Here is a 19115-nt window from a genome sequence, read left to right as displayed (position 1 = left end):
CAGCCTGCGACGCGGTTGTTTTCACGTTAAACGCCAGGCATCCCCGTCACCGCACCGGCAAGAACTGCAAAAACGTCCCGCCGACGAAGTTCTGCACATAGCTGATCACCGCGCGGCGGTATTTCTCGGTTGCCACCTCGGCCAGCAGGTCGAGCCGGCCGATGATCTTGCCGAATTCACGCTCGAAGCTCAGGTTGCGCTCCAGGCCGGAGATGTCGTCGGCCAGCAGCAGCGGCTGGCCTGCGGCATTGCGCCGGCTTGACAGCAGCCAAACGGCGATCTCGATGTTGCGCGCCGCGTTGTAGACATGCTGGTTGTCCAGGCCGTCCACCAGGTACAGGCGCGTTCGGCCGCCATGCGCGGTCACCAGCATGTCGGCGCTGGCCGCGATAAAGGCGGCAACCCGGTCGCCGGTGAAATCAGGATGCAGCGCCAGCGACAGCGCGGCAATGTCGCGCCGGCCCTGCAGTTCGGGCCACGGCACCGGGCTTTCCAGCGAAATGCGAAGCTGCGCCAGAGCGGCTTCGCGACTGGCTGCGCCGGTTTTTCGCCATTCGACCGGATTGCGCCGGTACAGCTTGTCAGCAATGCGCAGCAGGCTGTCCAGGTTGTCGCGCATGGCCAGCGTCGCCATGCGGTTCACGTCTGACTGGGCCAGCTCGGTCGGCCGCATCGGCGCCACCATGGTTTCTCCGCGCTCAATGGACGCCGGAGCGGCGCAGCCCGCCAGCAGCAGCACCAGCGCTGTCGGCAGCAAGGCTACAAAACGGGCAGCGCCGCGTGGCGCACGCAGGCGCGTCTGGCCAGCCGGCTTCAGGGCGATGGCCTGACTGGCTGCGCCTGGGGTTGGATCAGCCCGCTGGACAGCAGCACCCGGTGGTCAATCTTGATGCAGTGGTCCTGCACCACCAGCAGGCCGGCGGCCTCGGCCGTGGCGGCGGCCTCGGCATGCGCCACGCCGAGCTGCATCCAGACCGCGCGGGCCCCGATGGCGATGGCGTCGGCGACCACGGGCGGGATGTCTTCGCTGTTGCGAAAGCAGTTCACCAGGTCGATTTTTTCGTGCAGCGCCGCTTCCCGCAGCGTGGCATAGGCCTTTTCGCCCAGCACTTCGGTGGCGTTCGGGTTGACCGGAATGATGCGGTAGCCGGCCGCCTGCATGTAGCGCGACACGTCAAAGCTGGCCCGATGCGGCTTGGGCGACAGGCCGACGACGGCAATGGTGCGGCAGTCGTTGAGAATGCGGGCAATGCGTTCGGGGGTGGCACGGGACTTCATGGTTGGGTTCCTGGTGGTTGTGGAGGGCAGGGTTTTCGAGAGGCTTGCTCAGGCATGGATTCATCACAGCCTGGCCAGTTCGGCCCTGACATCGCTCACGGACAAGATTTCGGACAATACCACCGGCGCGCGGCCGGGCTTGTAAAACACGTAGACCGGCACGCCGCTGCGGCCGAGTTCGGCCAGCGCCTTTGTCACCGCCGGGTCGCGGCGCGTCCAGTCGGCGCGCAGCAGGGCGACGTTCTTGGCGTCCATGTCGGCCAGCACGGCGGCATCGGCCAGCGTGGTTTTCTTGTTGTACTGGCAGGTCACGCACCAGGCGGCGGTGAAATCGACAAACACGCTCTGGCCCTGCGCCGTCAGCTGCTCGACGCGGCCGGGCTGCCAGTCCTGCCAGCGCGCCGAGGCGGCGGCCACGGGCGTGCTGACCGGTTTGACGATGTTCGGGCCGATAGCCCATATTCCCAAAGCGCAGAGCGCTACTGAAAACGTAGCAATTGCGCGGCGCGCCGTGCCGCGCAGGCTGAACGACCAGACCGCCAGCGCCAGCAGCACCAGCAGCGCCAGCAGCGCGCCCGCTCCGTCGATGCCGCTTTGCTGGCCCAGCACCCAGACCAGCCAGGCGACGGTGGCAAACATCGGAAACGCCATCAACTGCTTGAACGTCACCATCCACGCGCCGGGCCGGGGCAGGACGCGCGCCACGCCGGGCAGCGCGCTGGCCGCCAGGTAGGGCAGCGCCATGCCGATGCCGATGGCGCCGAACACTGCCAGCGCCTGCGCCGCCGGCAGGCCGACGGCATAGCCCAGCGACGCGCCCATGAACGGCGCGGTGCAGGGCGATGCAATCGCCGTGGCCATCACGCCCGACAGGAAGGCATTCAGGCTGGGGTTCTTCGCCTGCAAATTGACGACGCGGCCGGGCAGGATGCCGCCAAAGTCAAACAACCCCGCCAGGTTCAGCCCCAGCAGCGTGAACAGCGCCGCCAGCGCGGCCACCACCGCCGGGTTTTGCAGCTGGAAACCCCAGCCCAGCTGCTCGCCTGTGGCGCGCAGGCCCAGCAGCAGCGCGCCCAGCGCCAGGAAGGACAGCACCACGCCCGCCGTGTAGGCCAGCCCCGAGCTCAATCGCGCGGCCCGGCTTTTCTCATTGACAAAACCCACCACCTTGATCGCCAGCACCGGGAACACGCAGGGCATCAAATTCAGGATCAGCCCGCCGAGCAGCGCCCCGAGCAAGGCGGCCAGCAGGCCAAGCGGCGGCTGGCTGGAGCGCGAGGACGCGGCAGTCAAGCCTTCCGGCGGTGTTGCCGCCGCAGCCTTGAGCGCTGCTTCCAGCGCCGGCGACACCACGGCCACCGCCGCTACGGCAGGCCAGTCGCCCCTGACCGGCGCGTCGATGCGCCAGGCGGTGTCGTTATAAGCCACGACCAGCGGCAGGCGCGCTGGGCTGCCGGTGCGCTGGCTGGAGAGCGGCAGCTGCGCCGTCCACAACGCGCCTTCCCAGGCTTGTTCCCAGGCGCCGGCAGGCTCGACCACGCCGCTGGTCTCGGGAAACAACACCAGCGTTTTGCCCTGCAGCGTGGCGGGCAGGCCGGCCAGCGACACCTTCAGCACCTTGTCGCTGATTTCAATCTGGCTGGCGCCCGTGGGCAATGGCTTGGGCGCGGCGTCAAACGCGGCTTGAAACAAGGTGCCGCTGGCCGCCGTCGAGCCCCGGGCCGGCAGGCTCAGCGTGAACTCGCCTTCCTGCGGGATGCATTCCAGGCGGCAGACCAGCCAGCTGGCCTTGAGCTTCACGTCGAGCTGTGGCGCATTGAAGCCGGGCGCGACGGTGAGTGGCACCGGCAGCAGCACGGTGTGCTCGTAGCCGTAGTTCGCCAGCGTGCCGATGGGGATTTTTTTCGGCGTCGGCCAGGCGATCTCGCCCGCCGTGATGCCGGCCGGCAGCTGCCATTCAAGCATCGTCGGCAGGCCCGAGTCGCCGGAATTTTTCCAGTAGGTGTGCCACGCTGGCTGATGCGCCAGCTGCAGGCCCAGCCAGACCGGCTTGCCGGCTTCAACGCCCTCGGGCGCCCAGGCCAGCAGTTCGGCGCGAACCTGATCGGTGGTCACGACTGGACCGGCCAGCGACGACTTTATCAAGCTATTTTGGGCATTTGCGCTGATGGGTATTGCGCAAGCAGCTATTAAAAAAATAGCTGACAGGAAACGGTTGAAATTCATGGTGAGGGTCTGAGATGCGGTGCCGTCATTAGTTCCGGGAGCGTCCGGCAGGCCCGATTGTGCGTCAGCCTTTCCTGCGCCTTCAATCGCCGCCCGGCGATGCAAACACCGCCGGCAGTTTTTTCGGCGCCCGGATGCGCAACTGCTTGTTGACGTTTTCCTGCCCGAACACGACTTCGATGTCGGCCACCGCCACGCCAAACAGCGGCGCCAGGAAACGCACCATGTGGTCGGTCGCCTTGCCCGCCAGCGGCGCGGCCGTCACGCTGACCTTGAGCTGCGTGCCCTTGGGTTTGCCGATGGCGTCCTTGCCGGCGCTGGGTTTGCCCAGGATGTTGACCACCAGCACGTCGCCGTCCCAGGCAAAGAAGGAATCGCCGGTGATGTTTGTGATTTGGCCCCGACTCATGTGGCGGAGTGTTTCAGTGCGGGATGGGGCATGGTCTGCTGATGATGGCTTGTCAAGCCTTCAGCATGCCGGGCTTGCTCTTGAATCAAGGTGCAATGGCTTGTTAAATGATTTGATTGGCGTCAAGCATCGCTTGCCCTAAAACGCTGCTTCCCTTGCCCTGCAAAACCATACCAGCGTTTATTCGGTCAGGTACCTCCCGGTTCTGACTCAGCTTGAATTTTCCGGCCAAGCCAGTGATATCGATTTCAAGGCCCACAATGGATTTGAGCATCGTGTCTATGTAGTCTGGAGGCGCATCGCCCATTTTCCAAGGCTTGGGCTCATGGGCCTCATGCTTGCGCGTCAGCCGTGCAACCAGGCCACGCACATACTTTTCGTCGTCGCGAAAGGTGATGTTTCCATGGGCATGCACCACTTGGTAATTCCAGGTCGGAACATGCTTGCCGGTCTCTTCTTTGCTGGGATACCAGTTCGGCGAGATGTAGGCGTCTTCCGCGCGAAACACGACCAGCACCTTCTCACCGCTGCCGATGGACTGCCAGACCGGGTTGTTGCGCGCCACATGCGCACGCAGCAGACCCTTCGCGCCCACTTTGGCGTCCAGTTCGAAAGGCAGATGATTGGCGTCCAGCCCATCCTTGCCGTGCGTGATGAGTGTCCCCAAGGGGTTGGCAGCCATCAAGGCATGCAGAACCTCTTGGCGCGATTCTTCAAAATGACGGGGTATGTACATTGAAATTCCTGTGATGCAAGCTTGATCTTACGTTTTCACTCCATTTTGCGCGGCGGGCAGCCTCGACGCCGTCGCCGCAGCTGACGTCAAGCCTGCTTTGTTTCGCCGCCCGAGCGCCAGATGCTCGGGCGGCAAGAACAGCGCAAACATGCCTGCCCGAAAACGCTTGCAGATGCAGCGTCCGATAATGCCGCCATGCATCCTCCTCCAGCGCCCGCCATCGTCCTGGCCACGCTCAACGCCAAATACATCCACGCCTCGCTCGGCCTGCGCTGCCTGCTGGCGAACCTGGACCTGCACGGCGGCGTGGGCCTGCGCGCTGTGACGCAACTGCGCGAATTCACCATTGGGCAGCGGCCGGTGCAGATCGTCGAAAGCCTGCTGGCGCTTGAGCCCCGCATCATCGGGCTGGGCATTTACATCTGGAACGTGGTCGAGACCACGCAGGTCGTGCGCCTGCTGAAAACCCTGCGGCCCGACATCAAGGTCGTGCTCGGCGGGCCGGAGGTCAGCTTTGAAACCGGCGAACAGGAGATTTGCCGGCTGGCCGACCATGTGGTGACCGGCTGGGGCGACGTGAGCTTTCCCAAGCTGTGCCGCGCGCTGCTCGATGGCCCGCAGCCGCTGATGAAGGTGATTGCCGGCGAGCAGCCGCCGCTGGATGCGCTGGCCTTGCCCTACGGCGAATACACCGACGAGGATTTGGCCAGGCGCCTGCTGTATGTCGAAGCCTCGCGCGGCTGCCCGTTCAAGTGCGAGTTTTGCCTGAGTTCGCTCGACAAGACCGCCTGGGCGTTCGAGCTGGACCGCTTCATGGCCGAGATGGATCTGCTCTACCGGCGCGGCGCGCGTAACTTCAAGTTCGTCGACCGCACCTTCAACTTGAAGGTTGATTTTTCGGTGCGGATTTTGCAGTTCTTTCTCGACCGGATGGCGCCCGACCTGTTCGTGCATTTCGAGGTCGTTCCCGACAGTTTGCCGGACCGGCTCAAGGCGCTGATCGTGCAGTTTCCGGCGGGCTCGCTGCAGTTTGAGGTCGGCGTGCAGAGCTTTAACCCGCAAGTCCAGCAGCGTATCTCGCGCAGGCAGGACAACCTCAAGACCGCCGACAACCTGCGCTGGCTGGTGAACGAAAGCCAGGCGCATGTGCATGCCGACCTGATTTTTGGCCTGCCGGGCGAGACGCTGCAAAGCTTTGCCGATGGCTTTGACCGCCTGCATGAACTCGCGCCGCATGAAATCCAGTTCGGCATCTTGAAGCGCCTGCGCGGCACGCCGATCACGCGGCACACGCTGGATTTCGCGATGGCCTACGACCCGCAGACGCCGTACACCATCCTGCAGACTTCAACCATCGACTTCGCCACGATGCAGCGCATCGGGCGCTTTGCGCGCTACTGGGAAATGGTCGCCAACTCGGGCCGGTTTTCGGCGGCGCTGCGTCTGCTGCTCAGAAACAGTCCCGACGTGGCGGGTTCGGCCTTCCATCATTTTTTGGCCTTTTGCGACTGGCTGTGGCAAACGACCGGCAAAACGCATGAGTTTGCGCTGGAAAAGCTGGTGGACCTGCTGTTTGATCACCTGACGCAAGCGCGTGGTCTGGACGCTGACGCCGTGCGCGCCGCGCTGCTGGCCGATTACCGCGCCAGCGGTGCGCGCGGCCGTCCGCATTGCCTGGCCGATCTGCTGGCCGCCGAGCGCAGCGCCCTGCCGGCGGGCGCCGCCAAGCCCCGGTCCGAGCGGCAGGGCCGGCATGTCAGCCAGCAATCGCACCGCGACGCCATCCAGAAGGCTGCGGCAGCGGCCTGAAGCGCAATTCCTGGCGCTGACTCGCGCGCGGTTGATGTTTCTCAAGGGTTCCGGCCGGGCCGGGGCTAGATTTCAGCTTGACATCGTCATCCCGAAAAAAGGAATCCATCATGAAAAAATCCTTGTCAGTCGTGGGCCTGGTCCTTGCCGTGGCCGTCGCGTCGGTTGCCTGCGACAAGATCAAGCCTCCCATGCCGGAACTTCAAAAAGCCCCCGCAACGTCAGGCCAGGCCAGTCCCCCGGAGGGCGAACGCACGGCCTTTGCACAGGCCGCGCAAAAAGAGCTGGACGACCTGAAGGTGACGATTGCCGAATTCAGGAAAAAAGCCGAGGCTTCCGGCGCCCAGGCCAAGGCCAAGCTGGGCGAGGAGGTGCAAAAACTCGAAGCCAATCTCGGTGTGGCGGAGCAGCGCCTGGCCGAGCTGAAAGCCGCCACGGTGGAGTCCTGGAATCAGGGGAAAGCGTCCTTCAGCAGTTCGCTTGAGAAGCTCAAAAGCGGCGTTGAAACCTTCCGCAAGAACGTTGCCTGACAACGGCCCGCGCGCTTGCGCGACCCGGTTGCCGTGCCGCTTGCGATTTGTCAATCGGGCGGCGGCGTATCGGCGCTAATATTTTCATGCGGTTTTCGCGCACTACGGGAGCACGGTATGTTGAAGATTCTGATTGCAGTGGACGGTTCCGAGCATGCCAACCGGGCCATCGAGGCGGTTGGTAGCATGGCCGGCTCGTCGCTCGACCTGGAGGCTACCTTGCTGTGCGTCAGTCCCGAACCCCTTTTTTACGGCAGCTACACCGCCGCCACCATCCAGAAAATCGAGGACGAGCAGGTCATTCAGCAAAACGCCATTCTAGCCAAGGCCATGGCGCAAGCCCGGGCCGCCGGGCTCACGGTGGTCGAGCCCGCCCGGGCCTATGGCGTCATTGCCAATGAGATCGTTCGGGCCGCCAAGGACCGGCAGGTTGACCAGATCGTGATGGGCACGCGCGGCATGGGGGCGGTGGGCAACATGCTGCTGGGTTCGGTGGCCCAGCGGGTGCTGCACCAGTCGCCCGTGCCGGTGCTGCTGGTCAAGTAGTTCGGCGCGCTGCGTGATGCTTGCGGCCGGGCCGGACCCACGAATGGCTGGAGTCGCTGAAAATACGCGCATGACACTTGCCGCGACCACCGCTCCTTCCTTCCCCCGTCTGTGGGCCGACCTGAAAACGACCGACTTTGCGCGCCTGGACCTGGCCCGCTGCATCGCGGTGCTGCCGGTCGCCGCCATCGAGCAGCATGGCCCGCATTTGCCGCTCAATGTCGATGCCACGCTGGTCGATGGCGTGATTGCCAGCGCGCTGCCGCACCTGCCCGCCAGCCTGCCGGTGCTGTTTTTGCCCACGCAGTGCGTCGGCTTCAGCCTAGAACACACGCGCTTTGCCGGCACGCTGACGCTCAAGGCCGAAACCATCTTGCGGCTCTGGACCGAGCTGGCCGAGTCGGTGGCCGCCACGGGCGTGAAAAAACTCGTGCTGCTCAATTCGCACGGCGGCCAGGTTGGTTTGCTCGATGTGGTGGCGCGCGACCTGCGCAGCCGCTTTGGCATGCTGGTGTACAGCGTTAACTCATTTAACCTGCCGCTGGTTGATGAGCGCGGCCACTCGGTGGCGGCGCGGTTCAGCGCGCACGAGCACCGCTTTGGCATCCATGCCGGCGAGATCGAAACTTCGATGATGCTGGCGCTCAAGCCCGGCCAGGTCGATATGGCGAAGGCGCAGGATTTTTATTCGACCTCGCAGGACCGGGCGGAGAAGTTCAGCATCCTGGGCGACGGCCGCAGCGCCAAGCTGGGCTGGCAGATGCAGGACTACAACCCGCACGGCGCGGTCGGCAATGCGCTGGCGGCCACGGCCGAAAAAGGCCATGCGCTGCTGTCAGCGATGGGGCGCAGCCTGGCGCAACTGCTGCTTGAAATTGACCAGTTGCCGCCCGATACGCTGCAGAGCGCCACGGCTTTTTGATAGTTGCCGCACGCTTTGTGCTGCGGACGCTGAAAATAGCTGACCTGCCTTCGCTGCCGGGCTGAGGCTGTCAACCTGTGGGCAGGGTTAATAGCTGACAACCGACCGCGCCGCCCGCCGATAAGCGCTGGCGCAGGCTGCAGACAAAGTAGCGACAAGGGTTTTGCCGTGCGATGCGGCCGGCGTCCCATTGCTTTTAAAAGGAGTTTTCATGCCATCAGGCAGTTTTGATACCCGCCGGTGGCTCGCTGGCGCCTTGTTTCTGGGCCTGCTGGGCGGTCTGGCTGCCTGCGCGGACACCGCCAAGCTGGACCCGGCGCAGGGCATGGGCGCCACGCCGGTCTTGCCCGAGCCGACAACGAGCCTGATTCCGACCGTCAAGATCGCACCCGCGCAGGGCTGGCCCGACGGCACCATGCCGACGGCCATGGCCGGACTGGCCGTGACGGCGCTGGCCAGGGGCCTGGACCATCCGCGCTGGGTTTACGTTCTCCCGAACGGCGACGTGCTGGTGGCTGAAAGCAACAAGCCGGCCCCGAAGGACAAAAGCTTCAGCCTGCGGGGCTGGGCCATGGGCGTGGTAATGAAAAGGGCTGGCGCCGGCGTGCCCAGCGCCGACCGCATCACGCTGCTGCGCGATGCAGACGGCGACGGCGTGGCCGAAACCCGTTCGGTGTTCCTCGAAGGCCTGCATTCGCCTTTCGGCATGGCCCTGGTCGGCGCCAACCTGTATGTGGCCAATGCCGACGCCATCGTGCGGTTTGCGTATGAAACCGGCCAGACCCGGATCACTGCGGCGGCCGTGCCGGTGACCGACTTGCCTGGCGGGCCGATCAACCACCACTGGACCAAGAACATCATCGCCAGCCCGGACGGCAGCAAGCTCTACGCAACGGTCGGCTCCAACAGCAATGTCGGCGAAAACGGCATCGAGGCCGAAGCCGGACGTGCTGTGATCTGGGAGGTCAATCTGCAGACCGGCGAAAAGCGCCCGTTTGCCACCGGCCTGCGCAACCCCAACGGCATGGGCTGGGCGCCGGGAACGGGCGCCTTGTGGACGGTGGTGAACGAACGCGACGAGATCGGCAGCGACCTGGTGCCCGACTACCTCACGTCGGTGAAGGACGGCGCCTTCTACGGCTGGCCGTACAGCTACTACGGCCAGAACGTCGATGCGCGCGTCAAGCCGCCCCGGCCCGACCTGGTTGCCCAGGCCACCCGGCCCGACTATGCGCTGGGCTCGCATGTGGCGCCGCTGGGCCTGGCTTTTGCCGAAGGCAATGGCTTGACGCCGGCGCTGGCCAGCGGTGCCTTCGTCGGCCTGCATGGCTCGTGGAACCGCAAGCCGCTGAGCGGCTACAAGGTGGTGTTCGTGCCGTTTGCCAATGGCCAGCCGTCTGGCCTGCCGGTCGATGTGCTGACCGGCTTTTTAAGCGCCGATGAAAAAGCCCATGGCCGACCCGTCGGCGTGGCCATCGACAAGCGCGGCGCACTGCTGGTGGCCGACGATGTCGGCAACACGGTCTGGCGTGTCAGCGGCACGGCAGCGCGGTGAAGACGAAAAACGGCTTTACGGCTAGAAATAGTGATGAAAAGTGACATTTGCGCAAGCTGGGCTTGCGTGTACAGCTATCGAAATAGTAGTAAATTTCTGCTGGAAGCTGAACTGGCTGGTATCGAACGCGACCGCAAACCGGCAGTCGGCCGGGTCAAGCGTAGGTCACCCAGCCCGAATATTCGGGCGCATCCAGGTGCGGCAGCGTGTTGAAGGTCTGCAGCCGGTGACGTCTGGGGCTGAAGGAAAATTCGGTGACCGAGCAGTTGCGGATGCCCAGGTTCAATTCGATCATGGCCTCCGGGCTGGTGCCCAGCACATGGCCCACCGCCGTCGCAATCGGCCCGCCGCTGGACACCAGCAGCACGTCGCCCCGATAGTGCGTGCGCACATGTTCCAGCGCCCCGGTGATGCCGGCGACAAAGCCGTTGTAATCCAGCATGCCGCGCGGGCTGACCACGCCGGCCATCCATTGCGCCAGGCCGTCCTTGAGCAGGCGAAAGTGATGCCGGTACAACTCGGGCGTGTCGGGCCTGGCCAGCGGATAGGGATGAATCGCGCCAATCACGGCGGCGCTGTCGTATTCATTGAGGCCGGGCCAGAGCCGGTGCGGCAGGGCGCCCGCCGCCAGCGGGCCATCCAGCGGCGAGTCTGCCTGGGAGCTGCTGGCAAAGGCCACGCCCATGCCTTCGCAGATGCCGGAAAAAGTCTGGACCTGGCGGTTCAGCGTGCCGGTCAGCGCGGCCTCGAAGCGCAATCCCTTGCCCCTGAAGTACTCGCCCAGCCGAACGCTCTGCCGGTGCCCGAGCGGACTGAGCACGTCGTAGTCATCGGCGCCAAACGAAGCCTGGCCGTGGCGTACCAAATAAAGTGTTCCCATGAAAGGAATTTTGACCAGGTGGCCGATGCGCTCTTGTCGCCCGGGGGACGCGCTGGCCTAGTGTCGCGTGACGCGACACTAGGCCGCGATCTGGGTCATTCTGGCGGCCATCGACTTGCAGTAATCGACCAGGCTGTCGAGTTCGGTCGCCTTGTGGTAAACGGCATCAACGCCCAGCCGTTCGCAGTGGTGCAGCAGGTGGTCGTTGCGCGCATGGTTGGTCATCACAAGAATGCTCTGCTCGGGCCGCCGGTTCTGGCAATGGCTGATCACGCCGACACCGGTTCCCTCGCTCAGGAAAAGATCGACCAGGGCGATGTCCCACTGGTCGGGGTTGCGGTCAAGCCAGCTGACCGCCTGGGGTTCCGTGGCGGCTATGCCGACAACCACAACCTTTGCTTCCGCCGTCAGGATTTGCGTCAGGTAGGCGCATTGGGCAGCGCTGTCTTCAACCAGAAACACACGTAAAGCCATTGTTTTCCTTTGAACGCAAGGCAGGACGTGCTTTTCAGGAAACAGCCCAAGGCACCTGTCAGTAAGACGCGGAGGAGCAACTTTATTACAAAAATATCGGCTTAGATCCGCGATTTACGAAATTTGGGTGCTTTCCACCGCTTGACTCTACTTTATTAAATCAAATTTATCAATTTCAATTTGAATTTTATCGGTTGAATATTCGTCCAGAGCTGCGCCACGCGGTTGGCCCGCAGGAATGGTTCAGCGTCTGGCTTCGCGGTCGGCGGGAAATCCTTGACTTTGAGAAGGAAGATCGAAGGTCAGCCGCGCTCCGCTGTCGCTGCGCGCGAGCCCGACGGCTTCGGCGCCCGCCAGCAGTTCCAGGTCCCGCCAGTTCAAAAGCCGGCAGCCGTTCACAATCAGTGGTCTTGGCTGTTGCTGTTCGTCAAGGTGCAGGTCAATCGACAGGTCGATGTGGTCGGAAAACACCTGGGCACGCAGCGTGAGCGTGGCCGGCGCCGCCGACTGGTCGCTCAGGCAGACAAGCGCCGCGCTGACGACGCTGCGAAGCCCCCGGCTGGAAAACTCCGCAGGGATCTGCGACACCTCATTGGCAATGACAAAACTCTTGAGCTTGAACTCGTTGAGCAGCAGCGTGGCGCATTCTTCCACGCCGGCGTCAAAAGCCTGGGTGGCCGCCGGATTTGGACGAACCCACGTCAGCAGGTTGATGACGGACTTGATGGCCGACTGCGACACGCTGCCCAGCAGATCGCAGTCCTGGCGCATGCTGTCCAGGTCCGGGCTGGCCGACTGAAGACGCCGGTCCATCATGACGGCAATCATGTCCATCGACTGGAAATTGCCCATCATCTGGTGCTGAAGAACCGGTATCAAGCGCTGCAGCAAGGCGTACCGCGCACCTTCTTCCAGCAGCAACAACTCGGCGCCCGGCGCATTTCCGGGCAGAGGGGGGCTGGTCAAAGTTTTCGGGATCATCCTGGGAGTCCATCGTTGGCCGGGGAAGGTGTTGTTGCAAGGTCCTGCCCGTGATTAAGAGAAAGGCTAAATTGCGCGCGTCACGCTCTCCGGGATTCTAGGCTGGCAGCCTGGCCATTAGGCCGCCACCTTGCAGCGCTCAGGGCCAAGGCAAATTCCGGCGCTGTTTCTGGTTACCCAGCGCAGCCGCCGGACCGGCAGGGGCGCCGTTGTCAGCGCAGGCTGGCGCCGAGCATGACCAGGCCTTCGACGCAGGTCACCGACTCGCCGCCGACCCAGACCTGGCCCTGCGCATCCTGCTTGACATGGACCTGGCCGGCACGCCCCAGGCAAGCCCCTTGCGAGGCCAGGTAGCGCAGTGGCATGCGGCCTTCGGCCATCAGCCATTGCGCCAGGCTGGCATTGAGGCTGCCGGTGACCGGGTCTTCGGCAATGCCGATGGCGGCGGCGAAAGCGCGCACTTCCAGATCAGGCGCGGCCGGGGTGCCGTGCTTTCCGGTGTCATCAAGGTCGAACGCGCGCGCTTCACGGTTGGCCCGGGCGATCAGCAAAGGCGCTTCCTCGGGCGGATAAATGCCTGCAACGCCGACCTTCACCCCGAGTTTTTCAAGCGCCAAGTGGTCAGGCGCCAGCTGCAGCACGGACTCCACGCTGCCCAGCAGCAGGCCCAGCCACACCGGTCCGTTGTCCAGCAGTTGCGCCGCAAGCACCTGCCCGGCTTGCAGCCCGAGTGCCTGGACCACCTGCGCCAGCAGTTCGGCGCCGGGCGCCGTGCGCTGCAGCGGCGGCGCAGCAAAGGCCAGATGCTGCGTTCCGCTTTCACGCCGGATGTTGACCAGGCCCACCGGGCATTCCTGCACGATCAGGTCCGCGTCCTTGGGCTGGCCACCCGCCTGCAGCCAGGCGTGGCAGCTGCCCAGCGTCGGATGGCCGGCAAAGGGCAACTCGCCGCCGGGCGTGAAAATGCGCACCCGGTAGTCGGCCGATGCATGGGCTGGCGACAGCAGAAAAGTGGTTTCTGACAGGTTCGTCCAGCGGGCAAAGCGCTGCATCGCCGCGTCATCGAGTCCACTGCCATCAAGCACGACCGCCAGCGGGTTGCCCAGGTAGGGAACGGACGTGAAAACGTCAACTTGCCGGAAGGGACGAGGTGTCATGGGTTGCTTTCCTGCCGTGCGCACGGCCAGAGTTCCGGGTTTCAAATCAGGGGCAGTGCTTCAAGCGGCGGGGCGCTGCTGGCCGCCGCGCGCATTTCCCGAATGGCTGTAGCCAGCGCGGCAATGCCAATGTCGATCTGCGCCACGCTGGACGTGACAAATGACAGCCGCAGCGTGCGCGCATCAGGCTGGTCGGCATAAAACGCCCAGCCCGGCACAAACGCTACGTTGCGCTCGACGGCTTTGGGCAGCAGTTCAATCGCATTCATGCCTTCGGGCAGGCGCACCCACAGGAACATGCCGCCGGCCGGCGTGTTCCATTCGACGCCTTCGGGCATCTCGCGCGCCATGGCGGCCAGCATGGCGCCCAGCTGCGATTTGTACAGGGCGCGAATGGTCGGCACATGGCGGTCCAGGAAGCCGTCCTTCATCACCTCGGCCACCAGGCGCTGGTTGAAGCCGGGGCTGTGCAGGTCGGCGGCCTGCTTGGCCTGCAGCAGCTTGGGGAAGATGGATGCGGGCACCACCATGAAGCCCAGCCGCAGCCCGGGCGCCAGCACCTTGGAGAACGAGCCCAGGTAGACACAGCCCTCGGGGTTGCGCGCCGTCAGCGGCAGCGGCGGCGGCGTGTCAAACCACAGGTCGCCGTAGGGGTTGTCCTCGACCAGCGGCAGGCCCAGGCGCGCGGCCTCCTGGCTCAGGGCGGCGCGGCGCTCCTCGGGCATGGTGCGGCCTGTCGGGTTCTGGAAATTGGGCAGCACGTAAAAGAAGCGCGCGCCGGCCGCCTTGGTGGCCAGATCCGCCAGGTCCACGCCACCGTCGTTGCAGGCCACGCTGACAATCTCGGGCTCCATCGGCGTGAAGGCTTGCAGCGCACCCAGGTAGGTCGGCGTTTCCACCAGCACGCGGCTGCCCTCGTCAATCAGCACCTTGGCGATCAGGTCCAGCCCCTGCTGCGAGCCGGTGGTGATCAGGACCAGCGCCGGGTCCACGTTCCACGGCAGCATCGCGGCCACCATCTCGCGCAGCCGCGCATAGCCTTCGCTGGCTGAATATTGCAGCGCGGCATGGCCGTCTTCGCGCAGCACCTTTTCGCAGGCGGCACTGAAGGCGCTGACCGGAAAGGTCCTGGGCGAGGGCAGGCCGCCGGCAAAGCTGATGATGCCGGGCTTTTCGGTGACCTTCAAAATCTCGCGGATCACCGAGGGATTCATTTTTTGCGCGCGTCGCGCCTGGGTCCATTTCATGGTGCAATCTCCTGTTGGTTGTGCATTGTCAGATACCAGCCGGACCACAGCGCGCAGACCCGTCACGGCAAGTTGCCCAAAGGACGGGACGTCACGGGCATTTTCTTGCCGACAAACACCGTCGCAATCACGGCCAGGCCAAAGCCCACCGTCACCGCGTCCAGGCGCTCGCCCAGCAGCGGCACGGCAGCCAGCATGGACAAAAACGGCTGCACCAGTTGCACCTGGCTGACGCGCACCGTGCCGCCCAGTGCCAGGCCCCGGTACCAGGCAAAAAAGCCCAGCCACATCGAAAACACCGCCACATAGGCAAAGCCCCACCAGGCCGCAGCCTTGAGCGGCACCACCGGCCAGCTGCTGACCGCCAGCGGCAAGGTCAGCGGCAGCGCCATCACCAGCGCCCAGCAAATCACATGCTCGGCGCGCATCTGCTGCGACAGCCGCGCACCGTAGCCATAACCGACGGCGGCGCACAGCATGGCGGCCAGCAACAGCAGGTCGGCCAGGCTGATGGCAAGGCCGCTGGCGCCGCTGCCCGAGCGCAGTATGGCAAACACCACCACCAGCGCACTGCCCAGGGCGGCGCACCACCAGAAACCCATGGACGGACGCTGGCGGTGCAGCAGCGCGCCGACGGCGGCCGTGGCCAGCGGCAGCACGCCGACGATCACGCTGGCATGCACCGCCTCCACATGGCGCATGGCGATCGAGGTGAACAGCGGAAAACCGAACACCACGCCGCCCGCCGTGATCGCCAGCGGCCACCAGTGCCGACGCTGCGGCAGGGGGGCGCGCGCGGCGAGCAAAAACAGCGCCGACAACGCGGCGGCCACCACGGCCCGGCCCATGGCAATGAAGAGGCTCGACATTTGCGGCGCAGAGTCCGTGCCCACGGCCAGGCGCGTCATGGGCAGGGTGAGCGAGAAAATCACAATACCGAGCAGGCCCAGCCAGAGGCCCTTGTTGATTTGCGAGGTGTTGTTCATGTGGTTCATATAAAGAGCATCCAGACGGCCGTGATCACCAGCACCAGCGCCATCACACGGTTAAACCAGCGCAGCCGGTGGCCGGTGCCGAAAGGCCCGGCCAGCCAGTCGCGTAGCAGCGAACCCGCCAGCGCATAACTCAAGTTGCTGGCAAAGGCATAGGCCAGCATGACCGGCAGCACCACGGCAAAGCGCATGGCGGGGTCGTCGCGCCCGGCAATCCAGCCGCTCACAATCGCCAGCGCCAGCATCCAGGCCTTGATGTTGACAAACTGCAGCGCCGCGCCCTGCCAGAAGGTCACGTTGAGGCGGGCCGCGTCGGCCTGGCTCAACTGGCGCGAGCGCGCTATTTTCGATGCCAGCCACAGCAGATAGGCCACGCCGACGAGCTTGATGGTCCAGCTCAGCAGCGGCAGCGCCACCACCAATGCCCCCAGGCCCAATGTGCAGACCGCCAGCAGCACACCCCAGCCCACCGGCACGGCGCACACAAACGGCAGCGCGCGCCGCAAGCCGTGGTTGGCCGCCAGCGCCGTCGAGAGCGTGGTGTTGGGGCCGGGCGTGAAGCTCATGGCCGTGGCCAGGACAAGTAGCGCGGTAAATTCTTGCCAGTTCATGGGCATGACTTTACAGTTCAAAGCAGCACACCACCAGTACAGTTAAGCGCGCCAGCAGCCAAACTGTATTGCCCGTTTTGGCAGCACACCTGCTGGTGCAAAGCGCTTCAAGGTCATGCCATGTTGATGAAAACCCCGTCGCAATCCCTGGCCGAGCAACTCAGCACCCGCTTTGCCGAACGTATTCGCAGCCGCCTGCTGGCGCCCGGTGCGCGCCTGCCCTCGGTGCGGCTGTGCGCCGGGCAGCACGGCGTAAGCGTGTCCACCGTGGTGGCCGCTTATGACCAGTTGCAGGCGCAGGGACTGGTCGAGGCGCGCAGGAACCGCGGCTTCTTCGTCCGAGATTCGGCATCAAAAATGGCTTTTGCGCCCGCCAGTCATGCGCAAGTAGCTACTAAAAAAATAGCGAATACGCAGGTCGATGCCACCGTGCTGATTCGCGGCATGTTCCACCCGGTCAGTGCCCAGCCCCAGCCCGGCATGGGCGTGTTCCCGCCCGACTGGCTGGAGACCCGCTTCATGCCGGCGGCGGTGCGCAAAGTCGCCAGCACGCGTGCGCTGCTGGATTTTTCGCTGCAATACGGCGAACCTATGGGCGACAGTGGGCTGCGCCGCTCGCTGTCGCAACGGCTGGGCGCGCTCAATGTGCCTGCCGCGCCCGGCCAGATCATCACCACCCTGGGCGCCACCCATGCGCTGGACATCATCAGCCGCACGCTGCTGCGCCCCGGCGACTGCGTGATGGTGGAAGAACCCGGCTGGGCGGTGGAGTTTGCCCGGCTCCATGCGCTGGGCATGCGCATTCTGCCCGTGCCGCGACGCGCTGACGGCCCTGACCTGGACATCATGGCGCAGTACTGCGCGCTGCATGCCCCCAAGCTGTTTGTCAGCGTCAGCGTGTTCCACAACCCGACCGGCTACTGCCTCACGCCGGGCAGCGCGCACCGCCTGCTGCAGCTGGCCAGCCAGCACGACTTCCACATCGCCGAAGACGACACCTACAGCCACCTGGCGCCCGACCACGCCACGCGGCTGTGCGCGCTCGACGGCCTGCAACGCACCCTGTACGTCAGCGGCTTTTCCAAGATCCTGGCGCCCGGCTGGCGCGTCGGCTTCCTGGCCGCGCCGCCGAATCTGGTCGAGCGCCTGCTCAACACCAAGCTGCTCGCCACGCTGACCACCCCGGCACTGTTTGAAAAAGCGCTGGCCTGGTGCATCGACCAGGGCCAGCTGCGCCGCCACGCCGAAGGCATCCGCAGCCGGCTCGACCAGGCGCGCGGGCGCAGCGTCAAGCTCGCGCTGGCGCACGGCTGCAGCTTCGCGGCCGAACCGGCGGGCCTGTTCGGCTGGGTCGACACCGGCGTGGACACCGAACTGCTGGCCCAGCGCATGCTCGACGAGGGCTACCTGCTGGCGCACGGCGCGCTGTTTCACGCCGTGCGCGCGCCGTGCACGCTGATGCGCATCAACTTCGCCACCACGCAGGAGGCTGCATTCTGGGCCGTGTTTGCGCGCTTGCGGGACAAGGTGCGCTAACCAAAACGAGTGATTTTTCGCTTTAGACGTAACCGATGTAACTACTAAACTCATTTGGCTGGAAATGAAGATGCGCCTTGTCATTTCGGGCGCGACCCGGAATCCATCTTGCCAGCGTTAAGCGTGCGTTGAAGCCCCTGATTGCCTGCAAATCAGGCCGTGCCTGGGTACGGTGGATTGCGGATCCGATCCGCAATGACAAGGAGAACAAGGGGGCTATTTAAGGGCCTTGAGTAGATCCAAAGCAATCAATATTTTTGCATAAACTTCATTATTCGTAATGATACTTTGCTATCAAAATAATATCGCTTGACATCCGCTGCGGTTCAATAATAAACGGGTTTGCGATTCCCGAGAATTGCTGTTTTTTTTGTTTGCGAGCGTCTTCGCTGGGCCGTTTCGCGCCCGCACGGGTTCCAAAAATATCACCCCCCAACCACCTGTCTGCCCGTCGTTGATTTCCGTGCCACGACTTGTTGCTAGAAGTAACTGAAACATAAAACTGTCCGTTTAAAAGAATTAAACGGGTGATTTGTCACGAAGGTAGTACTTTTTTAGTGGTTTTTTTGTATCTCCAAGGTTCTTTGTGCGATATATTTTGGTTTTTTTAACATAAAGTTACTTAATCTCTCGGAATGCGACAAAAACAGTAACAACTGATGTTTGAAACGCCGAATTCAGGCGCCACCGCCAGAGATTGACATGTAACAAATGGATATTGAGCGATGAGACCCCTCCTAAATCTTTATTTTTTTGCCGCCAGCCTGGTTCTGGGTCAGACCGTCCTGGCTCAAAGCCCTGCGGTCACGTCCAAACTCAGCGCCCAGCGCGTGGAAATGGTGGAGGGCAAGGCGGTTTTAAAACCTGCGACCCAAAGCAAGCCGGGCGAGGTGATCGAATACACCGGCACCTACCGCAACGCCGGTACAGCAGCGGTCAACCAGCTTCAGGCCACCGTGCCTGTCCCTGTCGGAGCCACCCTGATGGCCACAAGCGCCCAGCCCGCACAGGCGCAGGCGTCCACCGACGGCGCCCGTTTTGCTCCCATGCCGCTGACTCGCATGGTCAGGCAGCTTGACGGCAGCGAGCGCAAGGAATCCGTTCCGCTGGCCGAATACCGCGCCCTGCGCTGGGAAATCGGTACGTTGGCCGCTGGCAGCAGCACGGTTGTCAGTTTGCGCGTGCGGATTGATTCGCCGGTAGCCGTTTCCAGCGCCAAGCCCTGA

19 protein-coding genes are annotated in these 19115 nt (G+C 64.0%); 7 read left to right on the top strand and 12 right to left on the bottom strand.

Features of this window, described 5'->3' with window-relative positions; all coding sequences use genetic code 11:
• Positions 1-46: 46 nt before the first annotated feature.
• The 5 genes from ACP7AD_RS07115 to ACP7AD_RS07095 all read right to left on the bottom strand — a co-directional run bounded on the left by ACP7AD_RS07115 (position 47) and on the right by ACP7AD_RS07095 (position 4649).
• Entirely contained in the window at positions 47-757 is a 711-nt protein-coding gene (locus ACP7AD_RS07115; RefSeq protein WP_426147852.1) for a hypothetical protein, read from the bottom strand.
• 56 nt (positions 758-813) lie between these two features.
• Entirely contained in the window at positions 814-1278 is a 465-nt protein-coding gene (locus ACP7AD_RS07110; RefSeq protein WP_426147851.1) for a CoA-binding protein, read from the bottom strand.
• Positions 1279-1341: 63 nt separating this feature from the next.
• On the bottom strand, positions 1342-3504 hold the full coding sequence (locus ACP7AD_RS07105; RefSeq protein WP_426147850.1) for a protein-disulfide reductase DsbD family protein: 2163 nt from the start codon (positions 3502-3504) through the stop codon (positions 1342-1344).
• Positions 3505-3586: 82 nt separating this feature from the next.
• Positions 3587-3913: a DUF167 domain-containing protein gene (locus ACP7AD_RS07100; protein WP_426147849.1), complete on the bottom strand. Its 327-nt coding sequence runs from the start codon at positions 3911-3913 to the stop codon at positions 3587-3589.
• A gap of 103 nt (positions 3914-4016) precedes the next feature.
• Positions 4017-4649, bottom strand: coding sequence for an FMN-binding negative transcriptional regulator (locus ACP7AD_RS07095; protein WP_426147848.1), 633 nt, complete (start codon positions 4647-4649; stop codon positions 4017-4019).
• A 195-nt stretch (positions 4650-4844) separates the two neighbouring features.
• On the opposite strand from ACP7AD_RS07095, the gene ACP7AD_RS07090 reads away from it, so the two are divergent.
• The 5 genes from ACP7AD_RS07090 to ACP7AD_RS07070 all read left to right on the top strand — a co-directional run bounded on the left by ACP7AD_RS07090 (position 4845) and on the right by ACP7AD_RS07070 (position 10011).
• Complete coding sequence (locus ACP7AD_RS07090; RefSeq protein WP_426147847.1) at positions 4845-6458, top strand: DUF4080 domain-containing protein; 1614 nt, start codon at positions 4845-4847, stop codon at positions 6456-6458.
• Between the two features lie 110 nt (positions 6459-6568).
• A complete protein-coding gene (locus ACP7AD_RS07085; RefSeq protein WP_426147846.1) occupies positions 6569-6988 on the top strand; it encodes a hypothetical protein in 420 nt (139 codons plus the stop codon).
• A 117-nt stretch (positions 6989-7105) separates the two neighbouring features.
• Positions 7106-7534 carry a universal stress protein gene (locus ACP7AD_RS07080; protein WP_426147845.1) on the top strand — a complete coding sequence of 143 codons (429 nt, stop codon included), beginning with the start codon at positions 7106-7108 and terminating at the stop codon, positions 7532-7534.
• 70 nt (positions 7535-7604) lie between these two features.
• Entirely contained in the window at positions 7605-8456 is an 852-nt protein-coding gene (locus tag ACP7AD_RS07075) for a creatininase family protein (protein ID WP_426147844.1), read from the top strand.
• Positions 8457-8667: 211 nt separating this feature from the next.
• A complete protein-coding gene (locus tag ACP7AD_RS07070) occupies positions 8668-10011 on the top strand; it encodes a PQQ-dependent sugar dehydrogenase (RefSeq protein WP_426147843.1) in 1344 nt (447 codons plus the stop codon).
• 154 nt (positions 10012-10165) lie between these two features.
• Here the strand turns inward: ACP7AD_RS07070 and ACP7AD_RS07065 are convergent, their stop codons facing one another.
• The 7 genes from ACP7AD_RS07065 to ACP7AD_RS07035 all read right to left on the bottom strand — a co-directional run bounded on the left by ACP7AD_RS07065 (position 10166) and on the right by ACP7AD_RS07035 (position 16353).
• Complete coding sequence (locus tag ACP7AD_RS07065; RefSeq protein WP_426147842.1) at positions 10166-10891, bottom strand: histidine phosphatase family protein; 726 nt, start codon at positions 10889-10891, stop codon at positions 10166-10168.
• A 78-nt stretch (positions 10892-10969) separates the two neighbouring features.
• Complete coding sequence (locus tag ACP7AD_RS07060; RefSeq protein WP_426147841.1) at positions 10970-11365, bottom strand: response regulator; 396 nt, start codon at positions 11363-11365, stop codon at positions 10970-10972.
• A gap of 243 nt (positions 11366-11608) precedes the next feature.
• Positions 11609-12346: a hypothetical protein gene (locus tag ACP7AD_RS07055; protein ID WP_426147840.1), complete on the bottom strand. Its 738-nt coding sequence runs from the start codon at positions 12344-12346 to the stop codon at positions 11609-11611.
• 212 nt (positions 12347-12558) lie between these two features.
• The gene (locus tag ACP7AD_RS07050) at positions 12559-13503 is read right to left on the bottom strand and encodes a PhzF family phenazine biosynthesis protein (protein ID WP_426147839.1); all 945 of its coding nucleotides are present in this window, start codon (positions 13501-13503) and stop codon (positions 12559-12561) included.
• Positions 13504-13544: 41 nt separating this feature from the next.
• A complete protein-coding gene (locus ACP7AD_RS07045) occupies positions 13545-14750 on the bottom strand; it encodes a PLP-dependent aminotransferase family protein (protein ID WP_426147838.1) in 1206 nt (401 codons plus the stop codon).
• Positions 14751-14812: 62 nt separating this feature from the next.
• Positions 14813-15736 carry a DMT family transporter gene (locus tag ACP7AD_RS07040; protein WP_426147903.1) on the bottom strand — a complete coding sequence of 308 codons (924 nt, stop codon included), beginning with the start codon at positions 15734-15736 and terminating at the stop codon, positions 14813-14815.
• Positions 15737-15741: 5 nt separating this feature from the next.
• A complete protein-coding gene (locus ACP7AD_RS07035; RefSeq protein WP_426147837.1) occupies positions 15742-16353 on the bottom strand; it encodes a LysE family translocator in 612 nt (203 codons plus the stop codon).
• A gap of 120 nt (positions 16354-16473) precedes the next feature.
• On the opposite strand from ACP7AD_RS07035, the gene ACP7AD_RS07030 reads away from it, so the two are divergent.
• Both ACP7AD_RS07030 and ACP7AD_RS07025 read left to right on the top strand, forming a co-directional pair.
• A complete protein-coding gene (locus ACP7AD_RS07030; protein WP_426147836.1) occupies positions 16474-17889 on the top strand; it encodes a PLP-dependent aminotransferase family protein in 1416 nt (471 codons plus the stop codon).
• 725 nt (positions 17890-18614) lie between these two features.
• The gene (locus tag ACP7AD_RS07025) at positions 18615-19115 is read left to right on the top strand and encodes a hypothetical protein (protein ID WP_426147835.1); all 501 of its coding nucleotides are present in this window, start codon (positions 18615-18617) and stop codon (positions 19113-19115) included.

The sequence above is a fragment of the Polaromonas sp. DSP2-3-2b2 genome, assembly GCF_049895905.1.
Taxonomy (GTDB): domain Bacteria; phylum Pseudomonadota; class Gammaproteobacteria; order Burkholderiales; family Burkholderiaceae_C; genus Polaromonas.
The sequence above is the reverse complement of the archived record's forward strand: the minus strand, read 5'-3'. Positions and strand labels throughout refer to the sequence as shown.

Excerpts from the sequence above, each read along its gene's own strand:
- ACP7AD_RS07105 (WP_426147850.1), bottom strand. The coding sequence starts at position 3,504 with ATGAATTTCAACCGTTTCCTGTCAGCTATTTTTTTAATAGCTGCTTGC.
- ACP7AD_RS07045 (WP_426147838.1), bottom strand. The coding sequence starts at position 14,750 with ATGAAATGGACCCAGGCGCGACGCGCGCAAAAAATGAATCCCTCGGTG.
- ACP7AD_RS07110 (WP_426147851.1), bottom strand. The coding sequence starts at position 1,278 with ATGAAGTCCCGTGCCACCCCCGAACGCATTGCCCGCATTCTCAACGAC.
- ACP7AD_RS07080 (WP_426147845.1), top strand. The coding sequence starts at position 7,106 with ATGTTGAAGATTCTGATTGCAGTGGACGGTTCCGAGCATGCCAACCGG.
- ACP7AD_RS07085 (WP_426147846.1), top strand. The coding sequence starts at position 6,569 with ATGAAAAAATCCTTGTCAGTCGTGGGCCTGGTCCTTGCCGTGGCCGTC.
- ACP7AD_RS07040 (WP_426147903.1), bottom strand. The coding sequence starts at position 15,736 with ATGAACAACACCTCGCAAATCAACAAGGGCCTCTGGCTGGGCCTGCTC.
- ACP7AD_RS07050 (WP_426147839.1), bottom strand. The coding sequence starts at position 13,503 with ATGACACCTCGTCCCTTCCGGCAAGTTGACGTTTTCACGTCCGTTCCC.
- ACP7AD_RS07060 (WP_426147841.1), bottom strand. The coding sequence starts at position 11,365 with ATGGCTTTACGTGTGTTTCTGGTTGAAGACAGCGCTGCCCAATGCGCC.
- ACP7AD_RS07065 (WP_426147842.1), bottom strand. The coding sequence starts at position 10,891 with ATGGGAACACTTTATTTGGTACGCCACGGCCAGGCTTCGTTTGGCGCC.
- ACP7AD_RS07095 (WP_426147848.1), bottom strand. The coding sequence starts at position 4,649 with ATGTACATACCCCGTCATTTTGAAGAATCGCGCCAAGAGGTTCTGCAT.
- ACP7AD_RS07075 (WP_426147844.1), top strand. The coding sequence starts at position 7,605 with ATGACACTTGCCGCGACCACCGCTCCTTCCTTCCCCCGTCTGTGGGCC.
- ACP7AD_RS07070 (WP_426147843.1), top strand. The coding sequence starts at position 8,668 with ATGCCATCAGGCAGTTTTGATACCCGCCGGTGGCTCGCTGGCGCCTTG.
- ACP7AD_RS07035 (WP_426147837.1), bottom strand. The coding sequence starts at position 16,353 with ATGAACTGGCAAGAATTTACCGCGCTACTTGTCCTGGCCACGGCCATG.
- ACP7AD_RS07030 (WP_426147836.1), top strand. The coding sequence starts at position 16,474 with ATGTTGATGAAAACCCCGTCGCAATCCCTGGCCGAGCAACTCAGCACC.
- ACP7AD_RS07025 (WP_426147835.1), top strand. The coding sequence starts at position 18,615 with ATGAGACCCCTCCTAAATCTTTATTTTTTTGCCGCCAGCCTGGTTCTG.
- ACP7AD_RS07100 (WP_426147849.1), bottom strand. The coding sequence starts at position 3,913 with ATGAGTCGGGGCCAAATCACAAACATCACCGGCGATTCCTTCTTTGCC.
- ACP7AD_RS07055 (WP_426147840.1), bottom strand. The coding sequence starts at position 12,346 with ATGATCCCGAAAACTTTGACCAGCCCCCCTCTGCCCGGAAATGCGCCG.
- ACP7AD_RS07090 (WP_426147847.1), top strand. The coding sequence starts at position 4,845 with ATGCATCCTCCTCCAGCGCCCGCCATCGTCCTGGCCACGCTCAACGCC.